24 protein-coding genes are annotated in these 23,319 nt (G+C 63.5%); 19 read left to right on the top strand and 5 right to left on the bottom strand.

Features of this window, described 5'->3' with window-relative positions; translation table 11 throughout:
- Positions 1-21: 21 nt before the first annotated feature.
- From EV675_RS15615 to EV675_RS15605, 3 genes are all read right to left on the bottom strand, one after another.
- Positions 22-393 (bottom strand): DsrE family protein, encoded by a 372-nt coding sequence (locus tag EV675_RS15615; protein WP_003149783.1) that lies wholly within the window; start codon positions 391-393, stop codon positions 22-24.
- A gap of 110 nt (positions 394-503) precedes the next feature.
- On the bottom strand, positions 504-881 hold the full coding sequence (locus EV675_RS15610; RefSeq protein WP_004350630.1) for a carboxymuconolactone decarboxylase family protein: 378 nt from the start codon (positions 879-881) through the stop codon (positions 504-506).
- Between the two features lie 76 nt (positions 882-957).
- Positions 958-2,184 carry an MFS transporter gene (locus tag EV675_RS15605; RefSeq protein ID WP_004350634.1) on the bottom strand — a complete coding sequence of 409 codons (1,227 nt, stop codon included), beginning with the start codon at positions 2,182-2,184 and terminating at the stop codon, positions 958-960.
- Between the two features lie 149 nt (positions 2,185-2,333).
- Between EV675_RS15605 and EV675_RS15600 the strand changes: the two genes are divergently transcribed.
- From EV675_RS15600 to lnt, 10 genes are all read left to right on the top strand, one after another.
- The gene (locus EV675_RS15600; protein WP_003149789.1) at positions 2,334-2,645 is read left to right on the top strand and encodes an ArsR/SmtB family transcription factor; all 312 of its coding nucleotides are present in this window, start codon (positions 2,334-2,336) and stop codon (positions 2,643-2,645) included.
- Positions 2,646-2,667: 22 nt separating this feature from the next.
- Positions 2,668-3,195: a rhodanese family protein gene (locus EV675_RS15595; RefSeq protein ID WP_004350638.1), complete on the top strand. Its 528-nt coding sequence runs from the start codon at positions 2,668-2,670 to the stop codon at positions 3,193-3,195.
- Between the two features lie 187 nt (positions 3,196-3,382).
- Positions 3,383-4,261 (top strand): MBL fold metallo-hydrolase, encoded by an 879-nt coding sequence (locus EV675_RS15590; protein WP_003149790.1) that lies wholly within the window; start codon positions 3,383-3,385, stop codon positions 4,259-4,261.
- 48 nt (positions 4,262-4,309) lie between these two features.
- Positions 4,310-5,980 (top strand): bifunctional protein tyrosine phosphatase family protein/NAD(P)/FAD-dependent oxidoreductase, encoded by a 1,671-nt coding sequence (locus tag EV675_RS15585; RefSeq protein ID WP_004350643.1) that lies wholly within the window; start codon positions 4,310-4,312, stop codon positions 5,978-5,980.
- A gap of 518 nt (positions 5,981-6,498) precedes the next feature.
- Positions 6,499-8,055 carry a cbb3-type cytochrome c oxidase subunit I gene (locus tag EV675_RS15580; RefSeq protein WP_003149798.1) on the top strand — a complete coding sequence of 519 codons (1,557 nt, stop codon included), beginning with the start codon at positions 6,499-6,501 and terminating at the stop codon, positions 8,053-8,055.
- Entirely contained in the window at positions 8,052-8,693 is a 642-nt protein-coding gene (locus tag EV675_RS15575; protein WP_003149800.1) for a cbb3-type cytochrome c oxidase subunit II, read from the top strand. Before EV675_RS15580 ends, EV675_RS15575 begins: the two co-directional genes overlap by 4 nt.
- Positions 8,694-8,701: 8 nt before the next feature.
- On the top strand, positions 8,702-9,508 hold the full coding sequence (locus tag EV675_RS15570) for a c-type cytochrome (RefSeq protein WP_023120493.1): 807 nt from the start codon (positions 8,702-8,704) through the stop codon (positions 9,506-9,508).
- Positions 9,492-10,589: a c-type cytochrome gene (locus tag EV675_RS15565; RefSeq protein WP_004350647.1), complete on the top strand. Its 1,098-nt coding sequence runs from the start codon at positions 9,492-9,494 to the stop codon at positions 10,587-10,589. Before EV675_RS15570 ends, EV675_RS15565 begins: the two co-directional genes overlap by 17 nt.
- Positions 10,570-12,828: a heavy metal translocating P-type ATPase gene (locus tag EV675_RS15560; protein WP_011517003.1), complete on the top strand. Its 2,259-nt coding sequence runs from the start codon at positions 10,570-10,572 to the stop codon at positions 12,826-12,828. Before EV675_RS15565 ends, EV675_RS15560 begins: the two co-directional genes overlap by 20 nt.
- A 24-nt stretch (positions 12,829-12,852) precedes the next feature.
- Positions 12,853-14,451: an apolipoprotein N-acyltransferase gene (gene lnt / locus EV675_RS15555; RefSeq protein WP_003149811.1), complete on the top strand. Its 1,599-nt coding sequence runs from the start codon at positions 12,853-12,855 to the stop codon at positions 14,449-14,451.
- 153 nt (positions 14,452-14,604) lie between these two features.
- Here the strand turns inward: lnt and EV675_RS15550 are convergent, their stop codons facing one another.
- Both EV675_RS15550 and EV675_RS15545 read right to left on the bottom strand, forming a co-directional pair.
- Positions 14,605-15,990, bottom strand: a complete 1,386-nt coding sequence (locus EV675_RS15550) for an ATP-binding protein (protein ID WP_003149813.1) — start codon at positions 15,988-15,990, stop codon at positions 14,605-14,607.
- Positions 15,987-16,655 (bottom strand): response regulator, encoded by a 669-nt coding sequence (locus EV675_RS15545; RefSeq protein ID WP_003149815.1) that lies wholly within the window; start codon positions 16,653-16,655, stop codon positions 15,987-15,989. The genes EV675_RS15550 and EV675_RS15545 overlap by 4 nt, the downstream gene beginning before the upstream one ends.
- 180 nt (positions 16,656-16,835) lie before the next feature.
- Here EV675_RS15545 and ccmA point away from each other — a divergent pair, with 180 nt between their 5' ends.
- From ccmA to ccmI, 9 genes are read left to right on the top strand one after another with little or no spacing between them, the layout of a single operon-like run.
- Complete coding sequence (gene ccmA / locus EV675_RS15540) at positions 16,836-17,447, top strand: cytochrome c biogenesis heme-transporting ATPase CcmA (RefSeq protein WP_004350655.1); 612 nt, start codon at positions 16,836-16,838, stop codon at positions 17,445-17,447.
- Complete coding sequence (gene ccmB, locus EV675_RS15535; RefSeq protein WP_003149819.1) at positions 17,444-18,130, top strand: heme exporter protein CcmB; 687 nt, start codon at positions 17,444-17,446, stop codon at positions 18,128-18,130. Before ccmA ends, ccmB begins: the two co-directional genes overlap by 4 nt.
- A gap of 12 nt (positions 18,131-18,142) precedes the next feature.
- Entirely contained in the window at positions 18,143-18,880 is a 738-nt protein-coding gene (gene ccmC, locus EV675_RS15530) for a heme ABC transporter permease CcmC (protein WP_003149822.1), read from the top strand.
- A complete protein-coding gene (gene ccmD, locus EV675_RS15525) occupies positions 18,877-19,068 on the top strand; it encodes a heme exporter protein CcmD (RefSeq protein WP_003149824.1) in 192 nt (63 codons plus the stop codon). The genes ccmC and ccmD overlap by 4 nt, the downstream gene beginning before the upstream one ends.
- Complete coding sequence (gene ccmE / locus EV675_RS15520) at positions 19,052-19,498, top strand: cytochrome c maturation protein CcmE (RefSeq protein ID WP_003149827.1); 447 nt, start codon at positions 19,052-19,054, stop codon at positions 19,496-19,498. Before ccmD ends, ccmE begins: the two co-directional genes overlap by 17 nt.
- Positions 19,499-19,501: 3 nt before the next feature.
- Entirely contained in the window at positions 19,502-21,463 is a 1,962-nt protein-coding gene (locus EV675_RS15515) for a heme lyase CcmF/NrfE family subunit (RefSeq protein ID WP_003149828.1), read from the top strand.
- Positions 21,460-21,984 carry a DsbE family thiol:disulfide interchange protein gene (locus tag EV675_RS15510; protein ID WP_003149830.1) on the top strand — a complete coding sequence of 175 codons (525 nt, stop codon included), beginning with the start codon at positions 21,460-21,462 and terminating at the stop codon, positions 21,982-21,984. The genes EV675_RS15515 and EV675_RS15510 overlap by 4 nt, the downstream gene beginning before the upstream one ends.
- Positions 21,981-22,436: a cytochrome c-type biogenesis protein gene (locus EV675_RS15505; RefSeq protein WP_003149833.1), complete on the top strand. Its 456-nt coding sequence runs from the start codon at positions 21,981-21,983 to the stop codon at positions 22,434-22,436. The genes EV675_RS15510 and EV675_RS15505 overlap by 4 nt, the downstream gene beginning before the upstream one ends.
- Positions 22,433-23,314 (top strand): c-type cytochrome biogenesis protein CcmI, encoded by an 882-nt coding sequence (gene ccmI, locus EV675_RS15500; RefSeq protein WP_003149835.1) that lies wholly within the window; start codon positions 22,433-22,435, stop codon positions 23,312-23,314. The genes EV675_RS15505 and ccmI overlap by 4 nt, the downstream gene beginning before the upstream one ends.
- Positions 23,315-23,319 lie beyond the last annotated feature (5 nt).

Below are 23,319 nucleotides of genomic sequence, written 5' to 3'. Positions count from 1 at the left end.
GCGACCGCGTCATGGCTGGGCTCAGGTCACTTGCAAGGACCCCCTGGCGCCCATCAGCAACTCCACCACATCGGGTGCGTTGATGACGCTAAAACGCGGGTCCATCTGCGCGGCGGTCATACCGTTGTGGATCATGCACGAGCCGCAGATGGCAATGCGACCTCCCTTTTCCAAGAATTTCTCCAGCAGATCGGCAACGGGTTCGAAAGGCTTGCCGATGTCCAATCCAGCGGCCGCGCCGGGTTGTCCCAGTTCCACGGCTTCCACCATCAGGATGATGGTCGCCGTATGTCCCTTGAGCAGCGCGTTGAGCGCCATGATGAAGGTCACGGTCACCTTGTTGGGATTGCTTCTTCCGTCAAAAATGGTCGCAACGAAGTCGGTGGTCTGCATGGCTAGGTCCTTGTGATAAACAGCGACTGTGGGGATGCGAGTTGGAGGGTGCAAAGCTCTGGCACCGGATGCAGGCGGTCCGCGGCGCCGCACGACGGACCGGGCCCAGGCTACGGGGCGCTGGCCGGCGCGCCCGGAATGCTGGACAGCGCCGCGAACTCGTTGAAGGCGGCCACCGCGTTCGATGCGTACATCGCCGACGGACCCCCTCCCATATAGATGGCCACGCCCAGGGCCTCATGGACCTCCGCAGCCGTCGCGCCGAGCTTGACCAATGCCTTGGCATGAAAGCCGATGCAGCCATCGCACCGCGCGGCCACGCCGATCGCCAACGCGATCAGCTCTTTCGTCTTGGCGTCGAGTGCGCCGTCGGCGATCGCTGCCTTGCCCATCTCACCAAAACTCTTCATGACCTGCGGCACTCCCTTGTGCAGGGGCGCCAGGTGAGCCACCACGTCCTGCGTCAGTTGCCGGTAACTTGTCGTCATCGCGAACTCCTCATGGTTTTGGAACATCGAATATGAAACCGGGTTGACCCGCACGCTCGACCGGACCCAGACGGCTTCATGGCGCAGCGGCCGCCGCCGACTGCCGGCGGTTGCGCCAAGCCAGCCAACCCAGCAGGGCCAGCACGAGCGCGATGAGGGGCAGCATCAGGCCGTTGATGGTTTCCCAGCCCGAGGTGTTCAGCAGCCGGCCCGACCCGAACGAGGCGACGGCCACGGTGCCGAACACCAGGAAATCGTTGAGTGCCTGCACCTTGGCGCGCTCGGGCGCGGTGTAGCAGTCGGTCACCAGCGCCGTGGCGCCGATGAAGCCGAAATTCCAGCCCACGCCCAGCAGGATCAGCGAGCCCCAGAAGTGCAGAAGTTCGAGGCCGGCCAGGGCCAGCAGGCCAGAGGTGCCGATCAACACCAGTCCGCACGCCGTGATGGCGGTCTTGCCGAAACGCGCGATCAGGTGGCCGGTGAAGAAGCTCGGCGCAAACATGGCGAGCACGTGCCACTGGATGCCCAGCGCCGCCTCGCCCACGGTGTGGCCGCAACCCACCATGGCCATCGGCGCGGCCGTCATGATGAAAGCCATCAGGCCGTAGGACACGATGCCCGCCGTGACGGCCACGACGAAGCCTGGACTGCGCGCGATCACTGCCAGCGGGCGCGCCGCGCCCACGACGGCGGACGCCTGGGGCGGCGGCATGCGCAGCATCAGCAGCAGCGGCAAGGCCAGCAGCGCCAGGCCCGCCTGCCCGAGGAAGCTGCCAGCGAACGGCGCCATGGGCCAGGCGTCGCGCGTCCAGATGACGACCTGCGGGCCGATGACCGCGGCGATCAGGCCGCCGATCATGATGCGCGAGATGACGGTGGCGCGCTGCGGCGGCGGCACCGCATCGCTGGCCGCGAAGCGGTAGCTCTGCACGCACGCGCCGTAGAAGCCAGCCATCGCCGTGCCCACGCAGAAGGTCTCGAAACTGCCCCACAGGACGCCCAATGCGGCGATGAGCCCGGACACCGAACCCAGCAGCGCCCCCAACGCATAGGCCGCGCGCCGGCCCAGACGACGCATCAGCAGGGCCGCAGGGATGGTCGACAGCGCCAGCCCCAGGTTGTAGAGGCTGACCGGCAGTGTGGCCAGCGAAGGGTTGCTGGCCAGCATCTGACCCACGATGCCGCCCAGCGAAATGATGATGGGTGGCGCGGCGCCGCCCAGCGATTGGGCGGCCATCAGCAGGCCCACATTGCGGCGGGCATCTGTCGCAGCGGGCGGTGGCAGCGAAGCAGGTGGCGTCATGAACGAATCAGGAATGAGGTGTCAGGCGAACCCACGCCGCAGCATGAGAACACCGGCAGGAAGACCTGCCGCACTTCCTGCCTTCGAGGAAGTGCCTTGATATTTTATTAGCTTATGCTAAATTAGATACATGTTAAATACAAGCTGCCATGATGGTTGACAAGAAAGACCAGTCGTTTCTACAGGACGGCGCGGCCAAGGCTGCGGCCATGCTGCGGACGGTCGGCAATGAGCATCGCCTGCTCGTTCTCTGCCTGCTGATCGAGCATGGCGAGATGACCGTCGGTGCCCTGCACGAAAACGTGGCGCTGAGCCAGTCCGCCTTGTCCCAGCACCTGGCCAAGATGCGCGAGGAAGGCCTGGTGACCTATCGGCGAGAGTCGCAGACCCTGCACTACCGTATCGACAACCCCGACGTGGCCAAGCTCATCGCCACGCTCAAGGCCATCTTCTGTCCCTGATCCACCCTCGGAGGCCATTGCCATGTCCCTGAAATCCATCTCGCCCCAAGCTGCCAGCGAACTCATGAACCAGGGTGCCGTTCTGGTGGACATCCGTGCGGCGGACGAACATGCCCGTGAGCGCATCGCGCAGGCACGCCATGTGCCGATGGACCGCTTGCGAAGCGGCGGCCTGCCGCTCGACGGCGCTTCGGCAATCATCTTCCACTGCCGCTCGGGCAACCGGACGCGGGTGAACGCCCCGACGCTGGGGGCATGCACGGCCTGCGAGGCCTACGTGCTTGAAGGCGGGCTGGACGCCTGGAAGAAGGCCGGCCTGCCCGTCGTGGCGGACGCCTCTCAACCCCTGGAGCTGCAACGGCAGGTGCAGATTGTTGCGGGGTCCTTGATCGTGCTGGGTGCCGTGCTGGGCGCCACGATTTCGCCATGGTTCCATGTGCTTTCGGGCTTCGTGGGCGCGGGGCTGGTCTTCGCCGGTGTCTCGGGGTTCTGTGGGCTCGCGCGCGTGCTGATGCGCATGCCCTGGAACCGCCGCGCGCTGGCCGGCTGAGTCTACGGGTGGGGAAGCGATTTCTTCACTCGGCCGCCGGTCGGCAAGAACATGCGACGGCAAGTTTTTAATTTTGAGTTAATTCGACCCGGACACCATCTGGCATGTGAGAACGACCCACAAACATCCGATCAAGGGAGCTTGGGCGACAACAGACGGGTCATACATTCAGCGAGGCAAAGACACCGTGAAGATCGAACCCTTCTTTGACGAGGACACCAGCACCTTCAGCTACATCGTGCTGGACACGAAAAGCGGTCAGTGCGCCATCATCGACAGCGTGCTCGGCTACGATCCTAAATCCGGCCGCACCTCGCGCGCCGGCGCGGACCGCATGGCCGAGCGCGTGCGGGAACTGGGGGCGAGCGTCCAGTGGATTCTGGAGACGCATGTGCACGCAGATCACCTGAGCGCCGCGCCGTATCTCCATTCGTGCCTGGGCGGCCGAACCGGCATTGGGGCGAACATCCGTACCGTACAGCAGGTGTTCGGCCAGCTCTTCAACGCCGAGCCGGCCTTCGCGCGTGACGGCCGGCAGTTTGATCGTCTGTTCGACGACGGCGAGACCTTCATGCTCGGCACGCTGCAGGTGCGGGCCATGCATACCCCCGGCCATACGCCCGCTTGCATGACCTATCTGGTCCAGGACAACGCCACACCTGAAGCGCCTGCCGCAGCCTTCGTGGGCGACACGCTGTTCATGCCCGACTATGGCACGGCGCGTTGCGACTTTCCGGGTGGCGACGCGCGCACACTGTTCCGCTCGATCGGCCGCGTGCTGTCGCTGCCGCCGGAGACCGTGCTCTACATGTGCCACGACTACCGCCCCGGGGGGCGCGAGCTTCAATGGAAGACCACCGTGGCCGAGGAGCGTGCGCACAACATCCATGTGCGTGACGGCATCAGCGAGGATGACTTCGCGGCCACGCGCGAGCAGCGCGACGCCACGCTGGCGATGCCCGTGCTTCTGCTGCCCTCCGTGCAGGTGAACATGCGGGCCGGCGAGTTGCCGCCTGCCGAATCCAACGGCGTCCACTACCTCAAGATTCCCATCGATGCCCTCTGAGAGCGGCACCGACCGGCTGAAAGGACAATTTCCGGGCAGGAGACCCTCATGGACATCAAAGCCTTGGACCAGGGACTGGCCGTCAGCGGCCAGATCGCTGCCACCGACCTGCAGGCCATCGCCGAGGCTGGCTACCGCTCGGTGATCTGCAATCGGCCCGATGGAGAAGCGGGCGATCAGCCCGGCTTCAGCGAAATCGAGCAGGCCGCCCAGTCACTGGGTATGGCGGCGACCTACCTGCCCGTCGAGTCCGGCAAAGTGACCGACCAGCAGGCCCAGGCCTTCGGGACGCTGATGACGCAACTGCCCGGCCCGGTGTTCGCCTACTGCCGCACCGGCACGCGCTCGGCCACGCTGTGGGCGCTGAGCCAGGCGCAGCGTCAGCCGTTGGCCTCCATCCTCGAAGCCGCGCGCGGTGCCGGCTACGACCTGTCCGGCGTGGCCCGGCGCATCGCCAACGGCGGGCGCACACCCACCGAAGTCGTGGACGCCACGCATGACATCGTGATCGTCGGCGCGGGCGCGGCGGGCATCGCGGTGGCGTCCAGCCTGCTCGCGCGCAAGCCGGACGCGGACATCGCCGTCATCGACCCGGCGGATGTGCACTACTACCAGCCGGGGTGGACGATGGTGGGCGCGGGCATCTTTCCGCCTGCGCACACGGCGCGCACGATGGCGAGCGTGCTTCCGCGCGGCGTCAAGTGGATCAAGATGGCCGTCGCCGCGTTCGAGCCCGAGCGCGACGCCCTCGTGCTCGATGGCTGCCGCGTCGTCAAGTACCAGCAGCTCGTGGTCTGCCCGGGCCTGAAACTCGACTGGAACGGCATCGAGGGCCTACCTGAAACACTGGGCCGCAACGGCGTCACCTCCAACTACCGCTACGACCTCGCGCCCTACACCTGGGAACTGGTGCAGAACCTCAAGAGCGGCCAGGCCCTGTTCACGCAGCCGCCCATGCCCATCAAATGCGCGGGTGCGCCGCAGAAGGCGATGTACCTCTCGGCCGATCACTGGAAGCGGCAGGGCGTGCTCAAGAACATCCACATCGAGTTCTGCAACGCGGGAGGCGTGCTCTTCGGCGTGCCGGACTACGTGCCCGCGCTCATGGAGTACGTGAAGGCTTATGGCATCGATCTGCAATTCAGCAACCAGCTCGTGGCCGTCGATGGCGCAGCGCATGAAGCCACCTTCATCCGCACGAACGCCGACGGCACCAAGGAGCGCGTCACCCGTCCATTTGACCTGCTGCACGCCGTGCCGCCACAGAAGGCGCCGGACTTCATCCGAGTGAGCCCGCTGGCGGACGCTGCGGGCTGGGTGGACGTGGACCCGTCGAGCCTGCGCCACAAGAAGTACGCCAACGTCTTCGCACTCGGCGACTGCACCAACACCACCAATGCCAAGACTGCTGCGGCCGCACGCAAGCAGGCGCCGGTGGTCGCGCACAACCTGCTCGCCGCCCGGAGCGGGTCCACGCGCCTGGCCAGCTATGACGGCTATGGCTCCTGCCCGCTCACTGTCGAGCGCGGCAAGATCGTGCTGGCGGAATTTGCCTACGGCGGCAAGCTGGCGCCTTCGTTTCCGAAATGGTTCATCGACGGCAAGCGGCCGTCATCGCTGGCGTGGCTGCTGAAGGAACGCATCCTGCCGCCGGTCTATTGGGACGGCATGCTCAAGGGCCGCGAATGGCTCGCGCATCCTGTCCTCTCGGACGGGTGAGCCGCCGCATGCGTCATCGCCGGGACATGGGAAACCGACGCTCATAGTGCGGGCGAAAGGAGGAGCGGCATTCGGCCCTCCGAGCCTCAACAGCGGCTATCCCTGCCAGGGGAGACTGTCCTTCGGGATGCGGGTGGTTATAACGGATACGTGCGTCCACTGTGATTTCCTGGCACTAGGCGAACAAGCGATCGTCCCGCCCCCTGCCGATGCTGACCCCAGGCGCAGCGCCGGTGTCTGCCGCGAGGCGGCCGAGACCTTCGCGTCACGACGATTCGAATATCCGGGCCGACTGTATTTGGATCTCGCCATCCAGACAGTCCACGGTCAAAGAGCGCGGGGCACCTCGAAAAACACTCTTAACTTTCGCTTAATCGAGGCTGACCATCATTCCCGTGATTCACATGCGACATTCATAAAAACAATGCTGAGGCAAGCCCTGATGGAACACTATCGCCAACACCAGTGGTTGGCATCGGAACCAATTCGGATGGTTGCGCGCCATTTCTGGAGCGCCCATGAATGAAAGCCTAGGGTTTCTCCTTGCTCTGAGCTTTATCGTCTCGCTGGCGGCTCTGGGCGCGTTGATCTGGTCCATCGTGACGCGCCAGATCCATGCGGGAAAGAAGGAGGCTTCGACCATATTTCTGGAGGGCGAGGCCGGCTCCCCGGATGATCCATCTTCATTCGATGAAGGGGCGGCCGAGCATCGATTCGACGCCTTGCGTGCCGGCGTCGACGCCCCGGGTCGGAACGTCGTACTGGTCCTGTCCATCGCTTCCTTCCTGTTCCTGATCGTTGGCTCGCTGTTCGGGATGATCGCCTCGCTGAAGTTGCACTGGCCCGACTGGCTGGCGAGTCAGGCGTTCACCACCTTCGGGCGCGCGCGCACCGTCCATCTGAATCTGGTCGCGTACGGCTGGCTGTCCACAGGGGGCATAGCGGTCGCGCTCTGGATCATCCCTCGCATGTTTCATACGCCCCTGCGAAGGCCCGCAATGGCGATGGTGGGCGCGGTGCTGTGGGCCCTCGGCGTGGCGGCCGGTGCCATTGCCATTGCCAATGGATGGAGCGACGGCCTGGAGTGGCTCGAAATCCCATGGCAGATCGACATCGTCCTGGCCCTCGGCGGCTTCTTCATCGCATGGTCCGCCATCGCGACGACCCGAAAACGCAACGTTCACCACATCTACGTCAGCGGCTGGTACTACCTCGCGGGACTGGCATGGTTCCCCATTCTGTTCTTCATCGCGAATATCCCGGGCCTGCATTCAGGCGTGCAGCAAGCCACCACCAACTGGTGGTTCGCGCATAACGTGCTTGGCCTCTGGCTGACACCGCTGGGGCTGGGTGCTGCCTATTACCTGATTCCCAAGATCATCGGCAAGCCGATCTATTCGTATAGCGTTTCGCTGCTGGGCTTCTGGGGCCTTGCCTTGTTCTACAGCCAGGTGGGTATTCATCACCTGATCGGTGGGCCCGTGCCGACGTGGGTGGTCACGCTGTCGATCGTGCACAGCGTCATGATGTTCATTCCTGTCATCGCGGTGGCGATCAATCAGCACGTGACGGTCGCGCAGAATTTCTGGGCGTTCAAGGAGTCCATGGCGCTGCGCTTCGTGTCCACGGGCGCATTGATGTACACGGCCGCATCCTTCCAGGGATCGCTGGAGGCTGTACGGGCCATCAACTCGATCACCCACTTCACGCACTACACGGTGGGGCATGCGCACCTGGGAGCTTACGCATTCGTCTCCATCGTGCTGTTCGGCGCCTTCTACTATCTCTTGCCCTACCTGACGGGCAAGAACTGGCCCTGTCCGCGACTCATCGCCATCCACTATTGGCTGACGGTCCTGGGTTTTCTGATCTATTTCCTGTCATTGACCATCGGCGGTTTCCTGCAAGGCATGTCGCTGCTCGATCCACAGACCAGTTTCGCTGACATCACCCGCAACATCGTGCCGTATCTCGAAGGTCGATCGGTGGGCGGCGGCATGATGACGCTGGGACACTTCGTCTTTGCCTTCCATGCGATGGCCCTACTCTGGTCGAAACGGCGAGGTGACGCATGAACCGGCTGATTCCATTGTTCGTCGGCGCTGTCGGAATCTTGGTGTTCGCGACCGTCATGCTCGTGGTGCTCCCCGGCCTGCAGGTCCGTACGGTCCAGGCACCTGCGCAGTTGCAGAACTACACGATCGAACAGCTAAGAGGCCGTGCGCAGTACGTGGCCAATGGCTGTGTCTACTGTCACAGCCAGCAGCCTCGTTCGAGTGGCCAGACGCTGGCGGATCAGGCCCGGGGCTGGGGAAGGCCGTCCACGCCGGGCGACTACGCCTACGACGCTCCCCAACTGCTCGGGACGATGCGCACCGGCCCCGATTTGCTGAATGTCGGGGTGCGCCTGCCGAGCCGGGACTGGCAATTGACCCACCTGTACCAGCCCAGGGCCATCTTCGACTGGAGCATCATGCCTTCGTACCCCTTCCTCTTCGAGGTCAAGGAGAAGGCCGCGCCCGGCGAGGTCGTGGTCAAGTTGCCGCAGGAGTACCGTCCCGCGGACGGGAAAGTGGTGGTGGCCCGACAGGAGGCGCTCGACCTGGTCGCGTACCTGTTGAGCCTGGACCGTTCCTACCCCGTCAGCGCCAAAGAGGCGACATTGCGTGATCGTGGCTACGATCCGAAAACTCAGAAGGGCCCGCGTCAATGAGGGGCGAGATGAAATCCGAGCTGAGCGGCAAGGGGCGTCGTGTTCAAGACGTAGACCCGACATTCGACCCCTGGGAGCAATCGCGTCCCATTCCCTTGTTTGTGCTGGCCATCTTCCTGGCGCTGGCGATCTGGGGCGCTTTGAGCTACATCGCCGACCTGGCGCCGAATCGCGGGGCGGCGATTGGCGGGACCGTTGCGCCGAAGCAGCAGGCGCCCGCAGTTCCCGATGACGCGCCGGTGCTCGTCTTTCAGGGCAACGACATCGTCTGGGCCTGCGCGTCATGTCACGGCGACCACGGTGCTGGCGCGGGGCTGACGCCCGCGCTGGCCGGCCTGTCCGAAGCCTACATCGCGAAGCAACTCCACGACTTCGCTACCGGAAGCCGCCCCAACGAGTCCATGCGGTACGTGGCCAGTGCAATGAGCGCCGAGGAGATCGGGCAAGTCTCGGCCTATTACGCTGCGCTGCCGCACGTTGCCGGGCCGCCCGTCGATCTGGGCGGAGACGCGGCGCGTGGAGAGGCACTGAGCCGAACGGGCGACTGGAAAAAGGATATCCCGGCGTGCGTGACCTGTCATGGCCAGCAGGGTGAGGGTGTCGGCGGCCATTTCCCTGCGCTGGCGGGTCAGCAGCCCGAGTACATCTTCCACCAGTTGGTCTCATGGAAAGGCGGCCATCGCCACAATTCGCCGCAATCCTTGATGGATGACATCGCGTCGCGCATGTCGGACCAAGACATGCGCGATGTGGCTCAGTATTTCGGATCTTTGCGTCCGGGCAGCAAAGGAGGCAATCATGACGAACAACGGTGATCGCCGCTCTGCGCACACGGGGACACTCCGGCGTGCCGGTTATGCTGCGGCGCTGGGTCTCCTGCTGTTTTCGGCAGGTTACGGCGTCTACGAGAGCGGCGTGATGGGGTATCTGTACAGCGCGATCAGCGGCAAAACGGTCACGATTCCTTCGGCCGCGCCCTATTCGAGAGCAGATATGGAAGCTGCTCGCAAGGCCTACGCAAAAGACGCCAAGGCGTCTCCGCCCGGTATGCCCGTCGGTGCGGACGGCTACTACCTCCCGCCTGCGGAGGATGACATTCCGAAAGGACCCTATGGCGATGCCATCCGGCGAGGAATGAAAATCTTCACCGACACTGGCGCCATGGTCAAAGACCACGTGGGCAATTCGCTGGCCTGCGCGAACTGCCACCTCGACTCGGGACGGCGAGAGAATGCCGCACCGATGTGGGCGGCCTATGCGTCCTACCCCGCTTTTCGCAGCAAGACCGGGACCATCAGCACGCTCGAAGACCGGATCATGGGCTGTTTCACCTATTCGATGAACGCCCAGGCGTCGTCCTCCGGGAAACCGCCGCCCGCTGGCAGCGATGTGTACCGCGATCTCATGACCTATATGGCCTGGATGGCCGATGGGCTGCCCGCCGGCAACAAGCCGCGCGGAGCGCTCTATCCCAAGGTGCCGAAACCAAAGGACGACTACGACGTGGGCCGAGGTCTGGCGGTCTATCAACAAAATTGCGCACTGTGCCATGGTCCTGATGGACAGGGCACGCGGGAGGAAAACGGCAAGATGAGATTTCCCCCGCTTTGGGGACCCGAGTCGTACAACTGGGGCGCCGGCATGGCCCGCATCGATACTGCAGCGGGCTTTATCTGGGCGAACATGCCGCTTGGAAAGCCATACAGTCTGACAGAACAGGAGGCCTGGGACGTGGCGGCATTCATCAACAGCCACGAACGCCCCAAGGACACACGCCAGACCGGAACCGTGGCTGAGGCGCTGGAGAAATACCACGAAGGTGAGCAAAGCTACTACGGGAAGGTCGTGGGCGGAAAACTGCTTGGGGTTGGAACGGATGCCAAGAGCGGACCGTAGTTCCGGTGGGGATTTCGACTATGAGCAGGCCCGTGTGGCGGGCCGGATGGTGTTTTTCGTAGACGGGCTTTGGTGCGTGAGCTGTGCGATGGCCTTGCAGCGCGTCCTGCAGCGTGTGCCCGGCGTGGTCTCGGCGACGGTGAATTTCACCTCCGGTTCGGCGCTGGTGACCTGGGTCCCGGAGTCGATCGACTTCCCCTTGCTGCTGCGAAAGGCCGAGGGTCTGGGCTACGCACTGTCCCCGTTGAAAGGCAGCGACGAGCTGGAAGCGGCCCTGCAGCGGCAGGCCAGGAAGATCCGCTTGCAGTTGACCGTCGCGGTCGTCTTCGGGATGTGGAGCATGCTGGGCTCATGGGTGCTTTACCTGAACGCCGACGAGGCGGCGGCGCTCGTCATCGCCTGGGCCAGCGTCGTAGCAAGCCTTCCCGTCGTCGGATATTCGGCGTGGGATTTCTACCGCGCCGCCGCCCGTTCGCTGCGCGCCGGGATCGCAGGGATGGACGTCTTTGCCTCTGTTGCTGTCCTTGGCTCCCTCTTTGTGTCGGTCGGGTCCCTGGCCATGGGGTCCGTGGCGATTTACACCGACGCCGCCACCATGTTGATCACTTTTCTGCTGATCGGAAGATTGATCGAAATCCATGCCCGGCAGGAGAGCGGACTTGCCGTACAAGCATTGCGCAGCCTTGCGCCGGAAACCGCGACGAAGCTGACTTCTGCCGGCGGCGAAAAGGCCGAGAGCACCGTCCTGCTGGCAGAGCTCGCGCCCGGTGATACCGTTTTGATACGCGCCAACGAGCGCATCGCGGTCGATGGCATCGTCGTAGCGGGACAGTCGGCCGTCGATCTCTCGCTGCTGCAAGGCGAGTCCGCGCCTCGCAGCGTTCAGCCTGGCGAACGGGTCTTCGCCGGGTCCGTGAACCTGCGCGGACCTCTGACGGTCCACGTGACCGCCGGTGCGGGGGACCGACGATTGGACGTGCTCGGCCTGCGCATGCTTGAGCTGTTTGGCGCTCGTTCGTCGTTGTCCGAGACGGCCGAGCGCTTCGTCCGGATACTGCTCCCGGTCGTGGTGACGGCATCTCTGCTCGCCTTCGTCCATTACCTGTGGAACGGCTCAAGCGCAGACCAGGCGTTGCTCGGTGCGCTGAGCCTTCTGGTCGCAGCCTGCCCTTGCGCGGTCGGTCTGGCGATGCCGCTGGCCTACGCCTTTACCTGCCGCGAGGCCGCGCGGCGCGGCGTCCTCCTGAGAGACTCCGCGAGCGTCGAAGCGCTCGCCAGGGCAAGGATCATGGCGTTCGACAAGACCGGCACATTGACGTGCGGTCAGATGCGTATCGTCAGCATCCAGACGCGGCACGGGGGGGCCGAACAGGACCTCATCGACCTTGCGGCAAGGGCCGAGGCCGGCGTCGCGCACCCCATTGCACACGCGGTGGTCCTCGCGGCCCGGCAGTCTGGAATGAGCAGCGCGTGCGAGCCCGACGGATGCCAGGTGACGGCGTGCGCGAAAGGCGTGACGATGCATGTCCCCGGCGGCGAGACCGTGTGGGTGGGTGAAAGGCATTGGCTGCTCGCCGCGGGAGTCGAGGGCATGCCGCCGGAAGATGGCCTGCCAGGGCTGGTACACGTAGCCAATGGCCGGGATTGGCTCGGCTCCTTGCGTCTGCAGGATGCCCCTCGCGACGACGCCCGTTCGTCACTGCAGCGGTTACGTGCGCAGGGATTGAAACTCTGGTTGCTGACCGGGGATTCCAGCGCAGCGTCCGAACGCCTGACGGCTGACCTGGGCATAGACTTCGACCGGGTCGAGGCCGATTGCTCTCCGGAAGAAAAAGCCGACATCGTGGCAAAGAGCCCAGCGCCTGTCGCATTCGTGGGCGACGGCGCCAACGATGGCCTGGTCCTGGCCCAGGCAGCCTGCGGAATCGCCATCCCAGGATCGAGTTCCGTGGCTGTTTCCGCAGCCGGGGTGGTGATCGCGCACGGCAGCGTGGGCGCTGTCGTCGAGACCCGTGAGTTGGCTCGCAAGTTTGATCGCATCGTCCGGCAGAATCTCGCATTTTCCGTCGTGTACAACCTCGCCGTGATTGTCGTGCTGTTCGAAGCAGGCGTGACGCCCTTTGCCGCCGCGCTCGCCATGCTGGCCAGCAGCGCGTCGGTGCTCCTGAACACCTGCAGGCTGCTGCAGGGCCGCGTCGTCTGTGACAAGTCGATGCAGGCCAAGCCGGCTGCGTCCTGAAAGGAGCACTGGAATGCTCAGGCTGTGAGCAGGCTTGCGCGGTGGCGAAATGCCGCGACCTTGGCGTTTGCCGGTAGCGCACATGCGTTGACGTTCGCCCCGGATCCGTTGCCCCAGTGGTCGCTGCCCATCGTTCAAATCCTCGCGCTGGCGGTGCTGGCACGCGCCAGCTTTGCCGCCGAGCGCGGCCGGCAGGCATTCCTTCGCGGATGGGCGTTCGGCTTCGTCAATTTTGCGGTCGGCTTGTACTGGCTGTTCATCAGCATCCATGACTACGGTGGTTTGTCCGCGCCACTGGCCGGTGCGAGCGTCGTGGCGCTGTCTGCCTTTCTCGCGCTGTTTCCCGCTCTTGCCTGCGCGATCAGCAAGTGGCTGCAGTCTCGCACTCGGCGGGGAGCAGCGCTGTCACAAGTGCTGGTCTGGTCAGCTGTCTGGGCCGCCTCGGAATGGCTGCGCGGCGTGCTGTTCTCGGGCTTTCCGTGGCTGAACATTGGCTACGCCCATGTGGACAGCCCCTTGGTCGGCTGGGCGCCGTTGCTGGGCGTGCATGGCGTCGCGCTGCTCGCGGCGTGCGCCTCGGGGACCGTGGCGTTCCTGTCGCGTCCGGCCGCGGCTTCCATGCGCTCGAACGTGTCTTTGCTGGCGACGGTGCTGATCCTGATCGCCACGGGATGGACACTTACTCGCCTCGATTGGTCGACGGCCGAAGGCGAGCCGCTGCATCTGAGGCTAGTGCAGGGAAACATCGATCAATCGCAGAAGTTCGACCCGACCCTGCTTGAAGACGGCATCGCCAGTCACTTGCGGCTGGCCGCACAGCCACCGGGCCCCGGAGAGCCGCATCCGGACCTGATCGTCTTGCCAGAGACCGTCGTGCCCGTATTCCAAGACCAGCTCGACCCGATGATTTGGAAAACCTGGCTCGACGTAGCGGCGAACCAGCGCAGCACGATCGCGATGGGCGTCCCTTTGCACAGCATGGCGGCCGACGGCAGTTCGCGCTACACCAACAGCGCCATCGGCTTCGACTCCGGCACGCCGTTGCAGCAGCTTGTCGACGCCTCCGTGCCGCTACGCTACGACAAGCACCACCTCGTGCCCTGGGGCGAATATGTACCGGCTGGGTTCGAGTGGTTCACGCGGATGCTGAAAATGCCGCTGGGTGACTTCGATCGTGGAGCCCCGGTCCAGAGACCATTCTCGGTGAATGATCAGCATTTGGCGTTCAACATTTGCTACGAGGATGTTTTCGGTTCCGAGCTGCTCCCGTCGCTCCTGCCGACCCCAGGCGCAGGACCCGGCGCGAGCGTGCTCGTGAACTTGAGCAACCTCGCTTGGTTCGGCCAGACCTGGGCGCTTCGCCAGCATCTGCAGATCGGGCGGTTGCGCAGCATCGAGACCGCTCGGCCTATGGTGACCTCCACGAATACAGGCATCACGGCCTCGATCGATCCGAAAGGACGGGTCGTTGCCGCTCTGCCGCCACATCGGCCGGGCGTGTTGTCCGCGACCGTACAAGGCATGAGCGGCCTGACGCCGTATGTTCGCTATGGCGACCAGCCGGTCCTGTTGCTGGTAGGGATAGTATTGGCTGCTCTCGTACGGCGCCCGACCCCACGGTAGTCGCAAGAGCGGCAGCCGCACGAGCACCGCCATGCGCCTGATCCCTGGCGGATGCCTACTCCGAAGTCAGGCGCTGGATCGAACGAAGGCGAACCACATCAGCACGCCTGCGTCCATTGGCTGTGACCGCGCTATCCCTGGCAGGGTCCGAACCTACGGTTTTGAATCCAAGCCACGCCCTGCAGGCCTAGCTTGACCTTTTTTGGGTGCGGGGTCGGTGGGCACGAGAAATTTCGCAACCAGGCCTCCGCCTTCCCGGGGTTCGAGATTCAGGGCCCCACCAAATCTCTCTGCAATGGCCCGAACGATCGAAATGCCCAGGCCCGCCCCGTCCTTGCTCTTTCGGCCCTGATCACCGCGCCAGAAACGTTGGCCAATTTGGCATGCCTGCTCGGCAGTCAGCCCGGGGCCACGGTCCGACACGCTAATCACACACTGCTGTGCATTCGGATCCAGGAACACGCCCACCTCGATGGCCGTATCTCGCGGCGAATAGCGCATCGCGTTGTCAACCAGATTGCGAACCGCCGTTTCCAGCATCGACTTGGGCACCGGGGTTCCGATGTCCTCGCCGCTGACGTTCAACGACAAGCGCTCTTTTTCTGCGGCCTTCCACTGTTCCAGCACGCCGCCGACGGAAGCGACCACCGAAGTGCAACCATCCGCCTTGTCGGCAGACGTCTCGGCGCGGGCCAGTATCATCATCTGGTCCAAGGTGCGCCTCAGCCGCTTCACGCCTTCCTCTGCACTGGAAAGAGAGGACGCCACCTCGTCGCCTTCACTGATCCGGGCCACCTGCAGGTGCGTATCGATCACGGTCAACGGCGTGCGCAGCTCGTGCGCCGCGGCGTCGGTGAATGCCCGTTGGCTGGCGAGTGTCCGTGCCAGGCGCTTGAGAAGCCCATTCATTGCGTCCAGAACCGGGCGCAGTTCCGAGGGTGAATGGTTGACGGCGATCGGGGACGTGTCGTCCGCGTGTTTGTCGCGCAATTGCTGCGACAGAGCCTCCAGGGGGGCGAGCCCCCGTCCGATGCCGATCCAAAGGGCAGCCAGGCCGCCCAGGAAGGCAATCAAGAAGGGCACGCCAGCCACGCTTAGCAATTCGTTGATCAGCATATCCCGCTGATCCACGCGATCCGCCGTCGTGATCTGGTAGCCATTGGCACGAAGAACGTAGACCCTCCACTGATGTCCCAAAACGTCCCGCGTGCTGAAGCCGGCCGGCAGTGACTCGAACTCCGAGTGAGGTCCGGTGGTCGTTCGTGCCAGGATCTCTCCCTGCAAAGACCGGATTTCGCATGCGATGCCCTCCTTGCCGCTGACGCGCACCGCCTCGGTGAAGTCGTTGGACGCTGCATTCGGAGCCAGCGCGGCGCGTTCAAGAAGCCCCGACACCATGCGTGCCGACATGGCAAGACGACCGTCGAGGGTCCGGTCGAGATTGGAATGAACGCCGCGCATCATCCAGCCGGCGGCAGCGCCCCACAGAACCAACAGCGAAATGCCGGCGATCAGAACGGCGCGCAGCCGCAGGCTCATGATGCAAGCCTCCAGCCCAGCCGATAGCCGAGCCCACGGACCGTCTCGATGGCTTCGGCGCCGAGCTTGCGGCGGATGTTGTGGATATGCACATTCAGCGCGTTGCTGCCGATCTCTTCCCCGAGGCCGTACAAGCGCTCGTTGAGCATGTCGGGCGGGACCCACCGGCCATCGGCGTTGGCGAGATGGGCCAGCAGATCGACCTCGCGGCGCGACAAGGAGACGGGCTCGCCCTGGAACCAGGCCAGCCCGCTCTCCGGCTCCAGCCGCAGGGGACCGGCCGAGATGACCTGGGCCGCACGGCCTTGCGTGCGTCTGACCAGCGCATGCAACCGGGCTGCGAGTTCACGCAGGTCGAACGGTTTGATCATGTAGTCGTCGGCACCTTCATGCAGCCCTTTGAGCCTGTGTTCGATGGCGTCCCGCGCCGTGAGGATCAGGACGGGCAATTGAGGTTCGACGGCCCGCATGCTGGCCAGCAACTCCATGCCGTCCCGGTCAGGCAGCCCGAGATCGAGCACCAGGGCATGGAAGGTGTCTTCCGCATGCGTGGCTTCGGCTTCTTCTGCGGTGCCGACGTGATGCACCGCGATGCCGTGCTTGTGCAGACCGGCCACGATCCCCCGTCCGATCAGTTTGTCGTCTTCCACCAACAGTATTCGCATGGCGCCTACCAACCTGAATTTGCTTGTTTGACACGCTCATGTTAGGCCAGAAATGACAGCAAGGTAGGACGCAAGTTCCCGCTAATTCTCAGTTAATCGGGAGAAGACATGATTTTGAAGATTGCCCCTTGAGGGCGCACCTTCCAGGGATGCCCATGTGCATGAACTATGACCCGGCCCATGCTTGAAGCTCTCGATCTCGCGGGCGTTCGCGGGGAGCGCCGCCTGTTTGACCATTTGACTTTCCGGATCGTGCCGGGCGAGTGCCTGTCGGTGCACGGCGAGAACGGCAGCGGGAAGACCACGCTATTGCGAACGCTTGCAGGGTTCGCTACGCCTGCTGCTGGCAGAGTCTTGTGGAAAGGAAAGCCGCTGCGCAACCAGTGGAGTGAATACCAACGCGAACTGGTTTACAACGGCCATGGCATTGGACTCAAAGAAGACCTGAATGCCTTGGACAACCTGCTTGCCGCGGCCGCCATCGCTGGTGAGCCGGTCACCACGGAATGCGTGGAATCAGCGTTGGACGAAGTTGGCTTGGCCGAGCACAGGCACTTGCCGTTCCGGATGTTGTCACAAGGCCAAAAGCGTCGTGCAAGCCTGGCTCGATTGCTCCTCTACAGGAGGAAGTTGTGGATTCTCGATGAGCCCTCCACAGCGCTGGACCAATTCGGTGCGCGATGGCTTGGTGAACTGATCCATCGGCACCAGTCACGCGGCGGCATGGTCGTTCTGACGAGTCACCAGGAGCTGGCCTTGAAAACTTCTCAGACCGTCCGGATGGGGGCATGAGCCGGCCCCTCGTTGCCAATCCGGTATTTGTCGTGATGCGCCGGGACTTGAAGCTCGCCTTGCTCCGAAGGTCAGACGCGCTGATACCTCTTTGCTTCTTTGTCGTGGTCGTCAGTCTGTTTCCATTGGGTATCGGCCCCGAGCGCGAAATGCTCCGACGGATCGCTCCGGGCGTCCTGTGGGTATCGGCGTTGCTGGCCAGCATGCTTTCGCTCAATCGCCTGTTCGAGCAGGATCACGCCGATGGCACGCTGGAGCAGATGATGCTGTCGCCAGCGCCGTTGGCCATGTTGGTCGTCGGCAAGATCGCGGCGCATTGGCTGTTGTCCGGTTTGCCCTTGGCCTTGCTTGCGCCCGCGCTGGCATTGCAGTTCGACCTGCCTGCCTTGTCCCTCTGGATTTTGACCGCATCGCTCGTTATCGGTACGCCGGTGCTCAGCCTCATCGGCGCCGTCGGCGCGGGGCTGACGCTGGGCGTACGCGCAGGGGGTGTCCTCGTTGCTGTGCTGGTGCTGCCGCTCTACATCCCGGTGCTGATCTTCGGTGCCGGCGCGGTCGATGCGTCGATCATCGGTCAGGGAGCGTCGGCCAACCTCTCTTTGCTCGCCGCCGTGTTCGTCTTGGCGGCGTTCTTCACGCCATTCGCAGCGAGTGCATCGCTGCGCATCGCACTGGAGTACTGAGGAGCGAAGCGTATGGTCAACTGGTTCAAGTTTTCATCTCCCAAGGCGTTCTACCCACTCGCGGGGAAGCTCGTCCCTTGGCTCGGCGTGACCGCCGCGGCGCTGTCGCTCGCGGGCGTCTATGTGGGGTTCTTCTTGGCACCCACCGACGCCCAGCAGGGAGAGGGGTATCGCATCATCTTCCTGCACGTGCCGGTTTCATGGATGTCCATGGTCATCTATCTGGCGATGGCGTTCTGGGCCGGCATTGGCCTGGTGTTCAACAGCCGCCTGTCGGCAATGATGGCCTCGGCGCTGGCCCCCACGGGTGCACTGTTCACCTTCCTTTCTCTGTGGACCGGCGCCTTGTGGGGAAAGCCGATGTGGGGAACCTGGTGGGTCTGGGATGCGCGGCTGACCTCTGAACTAGTCCTGCTGTTTCTGTACATCGGTTTCATCGCACTCCAGTCGGCGATCGAAGATCGTCGCCGTGCCGACCGGGCAGGCGCCGTGCTGGCACTGGTCGGCGTGGTGAACATCCCTGTGATCTATTTCTCCGTGCAGTGGTGGAACACCTTGCACCAGGGCGCCTCGGTATCGCTGACTCGTTCGCCCTCCATGGCGACGGTCATGTTGTTGGGCATGCTGATCATGGTTCTTGCGGCCTGGGCTTACACGGCTGCGGCGGCGCTGGCGCGTGTGCGCTGCATCATCCTGGAACGCGAACATCACGCCGGCTGGCTGCAGGACATCGAGGAGGTGAAGCGATGAACTGGGCCAGTGTGGGTGAGTTCCTGGCGATGGGCGGATATGGCGTGTACGTTTGGGGATCCGTCCTGACGACGGTGGTGTTGCTCTGGACTGAATGCCGAATGCTCCGGCGCCGGCGCCGAGCAGCGCTATGGCGCATCCAGTCGGAATTGCTGGGCAAGGAGGCGCGGCGTGAAGCCACGAAATAGACGCATCGCACTCATCGTCGCCGGGCTATCCGCCCTCGGCATCGCCACCGCGCTGGTGCTCAATGCCTTTCAGAGCAACCTTGTGTTCTTCTTCACGCCCTCGCAGGTCAGTGCCGGGGAGGCACCACTGGAGCGCACCTTTCGAGTCGGCGGCATGGTGGAACGAGGTAGTCTGAAGCGCCAGCGTGGTGAGCTTGCCGTGCAGTTCGTCATCACCGATACGGTCAAAGCAATCCCGGTCACGTATTCGGGCATCTTGCCTGACCTGTTCAGTGAAGGAAAAGGGGTGGTTGTTCAAGGACGGCTGGACAGTGCCGGCCTCTTTCGCGCCGAGGAGGTGCTGGCCAAGCACGACGAGAACTACATGCCGCCCGAGGCCCAGCATGCGCTGGACGAAGTCCAGAAGAAGCCGGCTTCAAGGAAGCCTTGACCCATGATTCCAGAAATCGGCCACCTCGCCCTCATCGCTGCCTTGTTCGTGGCACTCGCTCAAGGTGTTCTTGCCCTGGCCGGCGCGGCGCGAGCCAACCTCACCTGGATCGCGTTCGCCCGCCCCGCTGCACGCGCTCAATTCCTGTTGGTGATGGTCGGTTTTGCCGCGCTCACCTGGGCCTTTGTCGCGAAGGACTACTCGGTCGCCTACGTCGCTCAAAACTCCAATTCTCAGCTCCCGCTGGGCTACAGAATGGCCGCGGTCTGGGGCGGACATGAGGGTTCGCTCCTGCTCTGGCTGCTGATGCAGACCGGCTGGGCCTATGCGGTCAGCCGGTTGTCGAAACAGCTTCCGGATGCCATGGTGGCGCGCGTTCTGGGCGTGCTCGGCCTGGTGACGGCCGGCTTCCTGCTGTTCGTCCTGTTGACCTCCAATCCCTTCGAGCGACTTTTCCCGGTACCGCAAGATGGATGGGATCTGAATCCGCTCCTGCAGGATATCGGCTTGATCTTTCATCCACCGCTGCTTTACATGGGGTACGTCGGATTTTCGGTGGCCTTCGCATTCGCGATTGCTGCATTGCTTGCCGGACAACTGGACTCGACGTGGGCACGCTGGTCTCGTCCCTGGGCCACCGCAGCCTGGGCAAATCTGACGGTCGGAATCGCCTTGGGGAGTTGGTGGGCCTACTACGAGTTGGGCTGGGGGGGCTGGTGGTTTTGGGACCCGGTCGAGAACTCGTCGTTCATCCCCTGGCTGGTGGGCACCGCCTTGATCCACTCTTTGGCGGTGACGGAAAAGCGGGCCAGTTTCAAGAACTGGACGGTGCTGCTCTCGATCGGCGCATTTTCTTGCTCGCTTTTGGGTGCCTTTCTGGTGCGCTCGGGCGTACTGACTTCTGTGCATGCATTTGCCACCGATCCGCGACGCGGGTTATTCATTCTGATTCTGCTGACGGTCATTGTGGGCACGTCGCTCGCTTTGTTCGCATGGCGAGCCCCTAAGGTCGGCATGGGAGGACGGTTCGACATGGTCTCCAGGGAGTCCTTGCTGCTGGTCAACAATGTGCTGTTGGTCGTCACTGCCGGCGCTGTCGCGCTCGGTACGCTGTACCCACTGCTCGTCGATGCGCTGGGCCTGGGCAAGCTCTCCGTGGGGCCGCCATACTTCAATGCGGTGTTCGTGCCATTGATGATCCCCGCGTTGCTTCTGATTGCGGTAGGACCCGCCGCCAATTGGAAGGCCGCCCAGTTCGGTGCCATCTTCAGGCAGTTGCGCGTGCCGATGATTGCTGCACCCCTGGTGGGCCTGACCGCCCCGTTCGTGCTGGGGCACTGGTCAGCTTCTGCGGCGTTGGGCTTGATGCTCGCCACGTGGATTGCGGTGTCGGTGGTGACGGGCATCTTCGGCCGAATGCGCGCCACCCGCGGCGGGTTGCGTGCCCAGCCACGCAGTTGGCTTGGGATGCATATGGCGCATCTGGGCATCGCGGTATTCGTGACTGGCGTGACCATCGTCAGTGGGTATGAGACCGAGCGAGACGTTCGATTGGCCCAGGGCGAGTCCGTCAGCATCGGCGGCTACGACCTCACTTTGATCGGCGTCAGAAGCACGCGGGGGCCCAACTACGTGGCGCAGATAGGCGATATCGAACTGTCGCGCGACGGCAAGGTCTTGCGTCGGCTGCATCCGGAAAAGCGCAATTACCCGGCCTCGCAGATGCCGATGACCGAGGTGGCGATCGATGCAAACGGACTGCGCCACGTCTACGCGGCGCTCGGCGAACCGCTCGGCGACGGTGTTTGGAGCGTTCGTGTCTACCACAAGCCATTCGTTGACTGGATCTGGATCGGCTGCATCCTGATGGCGCTTGGCGGTGGCTTGGCCATCAGCGATCGTCGATACCGTCTGAAGCCTCGCCGTCAACACGTCGCTCCGCCATTGCCCGAGGCCGCATCATGAACCGTTTCCTATGGCCGCTGCTCGGATTCCTTGTCTTGGTGTCGTTCCTCGCAGTGGGCCTGACGCTCAAGCCCAGCGAGGTGCCATCGCCCTTGATCAACAAGCCCGCGCCGCGCTTCAGCCTTCCGCAACTGCAAGCTCCGGACCTGACCTTCTCATCCGAGAGCATGATCGGGAAAGTTTGGGTACTGAACGTGTGGGCTTCCTGGTGCGCGCCCTGTCTTGAGGAGCATCCTGTCATCACCGAATTGGCCAGCAGGCATGCTGTTTCGGTGGTCGGCATGAACTACAAGGACACGCCCCAGAACGCCATCGCCTGGCTACGGCGCAATGGCAATGCCTTTGAAACGACGGTCTCCGATGCGCATGGGGCGGTCGGCATCGACTTCGGGGTGTACGGCGTGCCGGAAACCTATGTGATCGATAAGGCAGGCATCATTCGCTACAAGCACACCGGGGCGATTGACGCGGGGGAAATGCGCGGCGAGCTGCTGCCGCTGGTGCGGGAGCTTGAGAAATGATTCTCTGGCGGGTGGCATTGTTTTTCTTTCTGTTCACGGCTCCGGTCTGGGCCAGCGACCAAGCGGCCGAGGACCGAATGCTGGGCATTGCATCCGAGTTACGTTGCCTGGTTTGCCAGAATGAATCGATTGCAGCTTCGCAGGCCGATCTTGCCGCTGACTTGCGCCAACAGATCCGCGAGCAGATCCGTGCCGGCAAGAGCGATGACGACATCCGGACTTATATGGTCGAGCGATACGGCGATTTCGTGCTCTATCGCCCGCCCTTGAAGCCGACAACGATGTTGCTTTGGTTTGGCCCGTTCGTGGTGCTTGCCTTGGGCATTGTGGTCTTGGTCATGAATCTGCGCAGCCGAAACCGCAAGCCGAAGCATGCTGCACTCAATGAAGAGGAGCGCAGACACGCGGACGCGCTGCTGGCTCCGCCACACAATGTACTGGACGAAACATGAGCATCGTTTTCCTGACTCTGGCGTCGGTGCTCGTGGGAGGCGTCTCGATATGGCTTTCTTTCGTTCTCTGGCGAGGGGGACATGGTGCGAGCGACCAAGTTGCCCCTGAAAGCGTGAACGTCGCGGTACTGCGCGATCAATGGGCGGAGTTGGAGAGAGACCACATCAATGGCACGTTGTCGGCCAATGAATTGGCCGATGCAAGATCTGATCTTCAGCGGCGAGCGCTGAATGAAACTGCTGCTCCTCCGTTGAAATTGGGGCCGCCTGCTGGAAGCAAGCGGGCAGCGATCACTGTCGCCATTCTGCTGCCGATCGCGACAGCGCTCACCTATTCGTACCTGGGAAATCCGGCCGCCACGGACCCGTCACAGGTTCGCAGCGCGAGCATGACGACGCAAACCGATGTGCAAGCAATGGTGGCCTCTCTTCAGGCACGGCTGGCCCAGCACCCCGATGATCCTGGAGGCTGGCTCATGCTGGCGCGTTCCTACCGTTACTTCGGCGATCATGAGCAAGCCGTCAATGCCTTCACCCACGCCAATGAGCTGGTCCAGAACGATCCACAGGCGTTGGCGGAGTACGCGGAGTCGCTGTCCAGAATCCGTGGCTCCGGTTTTGAGGGAGAGCCCACTCGTCTGCTTGAGCGCGCCTTGTCGCTCGATCCCAATGCAGCCCTGCCTCTGACTCTGGCCGGCGCTGCTGCGGTGCAGCGCCGGGACTATCAAACGGCCATCGCGCACTGGGAGAAGCTGCTCGGGATGATGCCCCCCGATTCCGAGGCGGCGAAAGTCGTCGCGGCCGGGATTGAACGGGCCCGGACGGAGCAGGCGGAACTCGCCCATGGTCGATCACCAGAGCCAAGCGCAAAGCCTTGATGGCA

The organism is Pigmentiphaga kullae, from assembly GCF_004216695.1.
Taxonomy (GTDB): Bacteria; Pseudomonadota; Gammaproteobacteria; order Burkholderiales; family Burkholderiaceae_B; genus Pigmentiphaga; species Pigmentiphaga kullae.
This window is presented reverse-complemented; position numbering and strand designations above follow the sequence as displayed.

What these genes read in the sequence shown, in the direction of transcription:
- EV675_RS15615 (WP_003149783.1), bottom strand. Translation starts at nt 393, where the DNA reads ATGCAGACCACCGACTTCGTTGCGACCATTTTTGACGGAAGAAGCAAT.
- EV675_RS15610 (WP_004350630.1), bottom strand. Translation starts at nt 881, where the DNA reads ATGACGACAAGTTACCGGCAACTGACGCAGGACGTGGTGGCTCACCTG.
- EV675_RS15605 (WP_004350634.1), bottom strand. Translation starts at nt 2,184, where the DNA reads ATGACGCCACCTGCTTCGCTGCCACCGCCCGCTGCGACAGATGCCCGC.
- EV675_RS15600 (WP_003149789.1), top strand. Translation starts at nt 2,334, where the DNA reads ATGATGGTTGACAAGAAAGACCAGTCGTTTCTACAGGACGGCGCGGCC.
- EV675_RS15595 (WP_004350638.1), top strand. Translation starts at nt 2,668, where the DNA reads ATGTCCCTGAAATCCATCTCGCCCCAAGCTGCCAGCGAACTCATGAAC.
- EV675_RS15585 (WP_004350643.1), top strand. Translation starts at nt 4,310, where the DNA reads ATGGACATCAAAGCCTTGGACCAGGGACTGGCCGTCAGCGGCCAGATC.
- EV675_RS15580 (WP_003149798.1), top strand. Translation starts at nt 6,499, where the DNA reads ATGAATGAAAGCCTAGGGTTTCTCCTTGCTCTGAGCTTTATCGTCTCG.
- EV675_RS15575 (WP_003149800.1), top strand. Translation starts at nt 8,052, where the DNA reads ATGAACCGGCTGATTCCATTGTTCGTCGGCGCTGTCGGAATCTTGGTG.
- EV675_RS15570 (WP_023120493.1), top strand. Translation starts at nt 8,702, where the DNA reads ATGAAATCCGAGCTGAGCGGCAAGGGGCGTCGTGTTCAAGACGTAGAC.
- EV675_RS15565 (WP_004350647.1), top strand. Translation starts at nt 9,492, where the DNA reads ATGACGAACAACGGTGATCGCCGCTCTGCGCACACGGGGACACTCCGG.
- EV675_RS15560 (WP_011517003.1), top strand. Translation starts at nt 10,570, where the DNA reads ATGCCAAGAGCGGACCGTAGTTCCGGTGGGGATTTCGACTATGAGCAG.
- EV675_RS15550 (WP_003149813.1), bottom strand. Translation starts at nt 15,990, where the DNA reads ATGAGCCTGCGGCTGCGCGCCGTTCTGATCGCCGGCATTTCGCTGTTG.
- EV675_RS15545 (WP_003149815.1), bottom strand. Translation starts at nt 16,655, where the DNA reads ATGCGAATACTGTTGGTGGAAGACGACAAACTGATCGGACGGGGGATC.
- ccmA (WP_004350655.1), top strand. Translation starts at nt 16,836, where the DNA reads ATGCTTGAAGCTCTCGATCTCGCGGGCGTTCGCGGGGAGCGCCGCCTG.
- ccmB (WP_003149819.1), top strand. Translation starts at nt 17,444, where the DNA reads ATGAGCCGGCCCCTCGTTGCCAATCCGGTATTTGTCGTGATGCGCCGG.
- ccmC (WP_003149822.1), top strand. Translation starts at nt 18,143, where the DNA reads ATGGTCAACTGGTTCAAGTTTTCATCTCCCAAGGCGTTCTACCCACTC.
- ccmD (WP_003149824.1), top strand. Translation starts at nt 18,877, where the DNA reads ATGAACTGGGCCAGTGTGGGTGAGTTCCTGGCGATGGGCGGATATGGC.
- EV675_RS15515 (WP_003149828.1), top strand. Translation starts at nt 19,502, where the DNA reads ATGATTCCAGAAATCGGCCACCTCGCCCTCATCGCTGCCTTGTTCGTG.
- EV675_RS15510 (WP_003149830.1), top strand. Translation starts at nt 21,460, where the DNA reads ATGAACCGTTTCCTATGGCCGCTGCTCGGATTCCTTGTCTTGGTGTCG.
- EV675_RS15505 (WP_003149833.1), top strand. Translation starts at nt 21,981, where the DNA reads ATGATTCTCTGGCGGGTGGCATTGTTTTTCTTTCTGTTCACGGCTCCG.
- ccmI (WP_003149835.1), top strand. Translation starts at nt 22,433, where the DNA reads ATGAGCATCGTTTTCCTGACTCTGGCGTCGGTGCTCGTGGGAGGCGTC.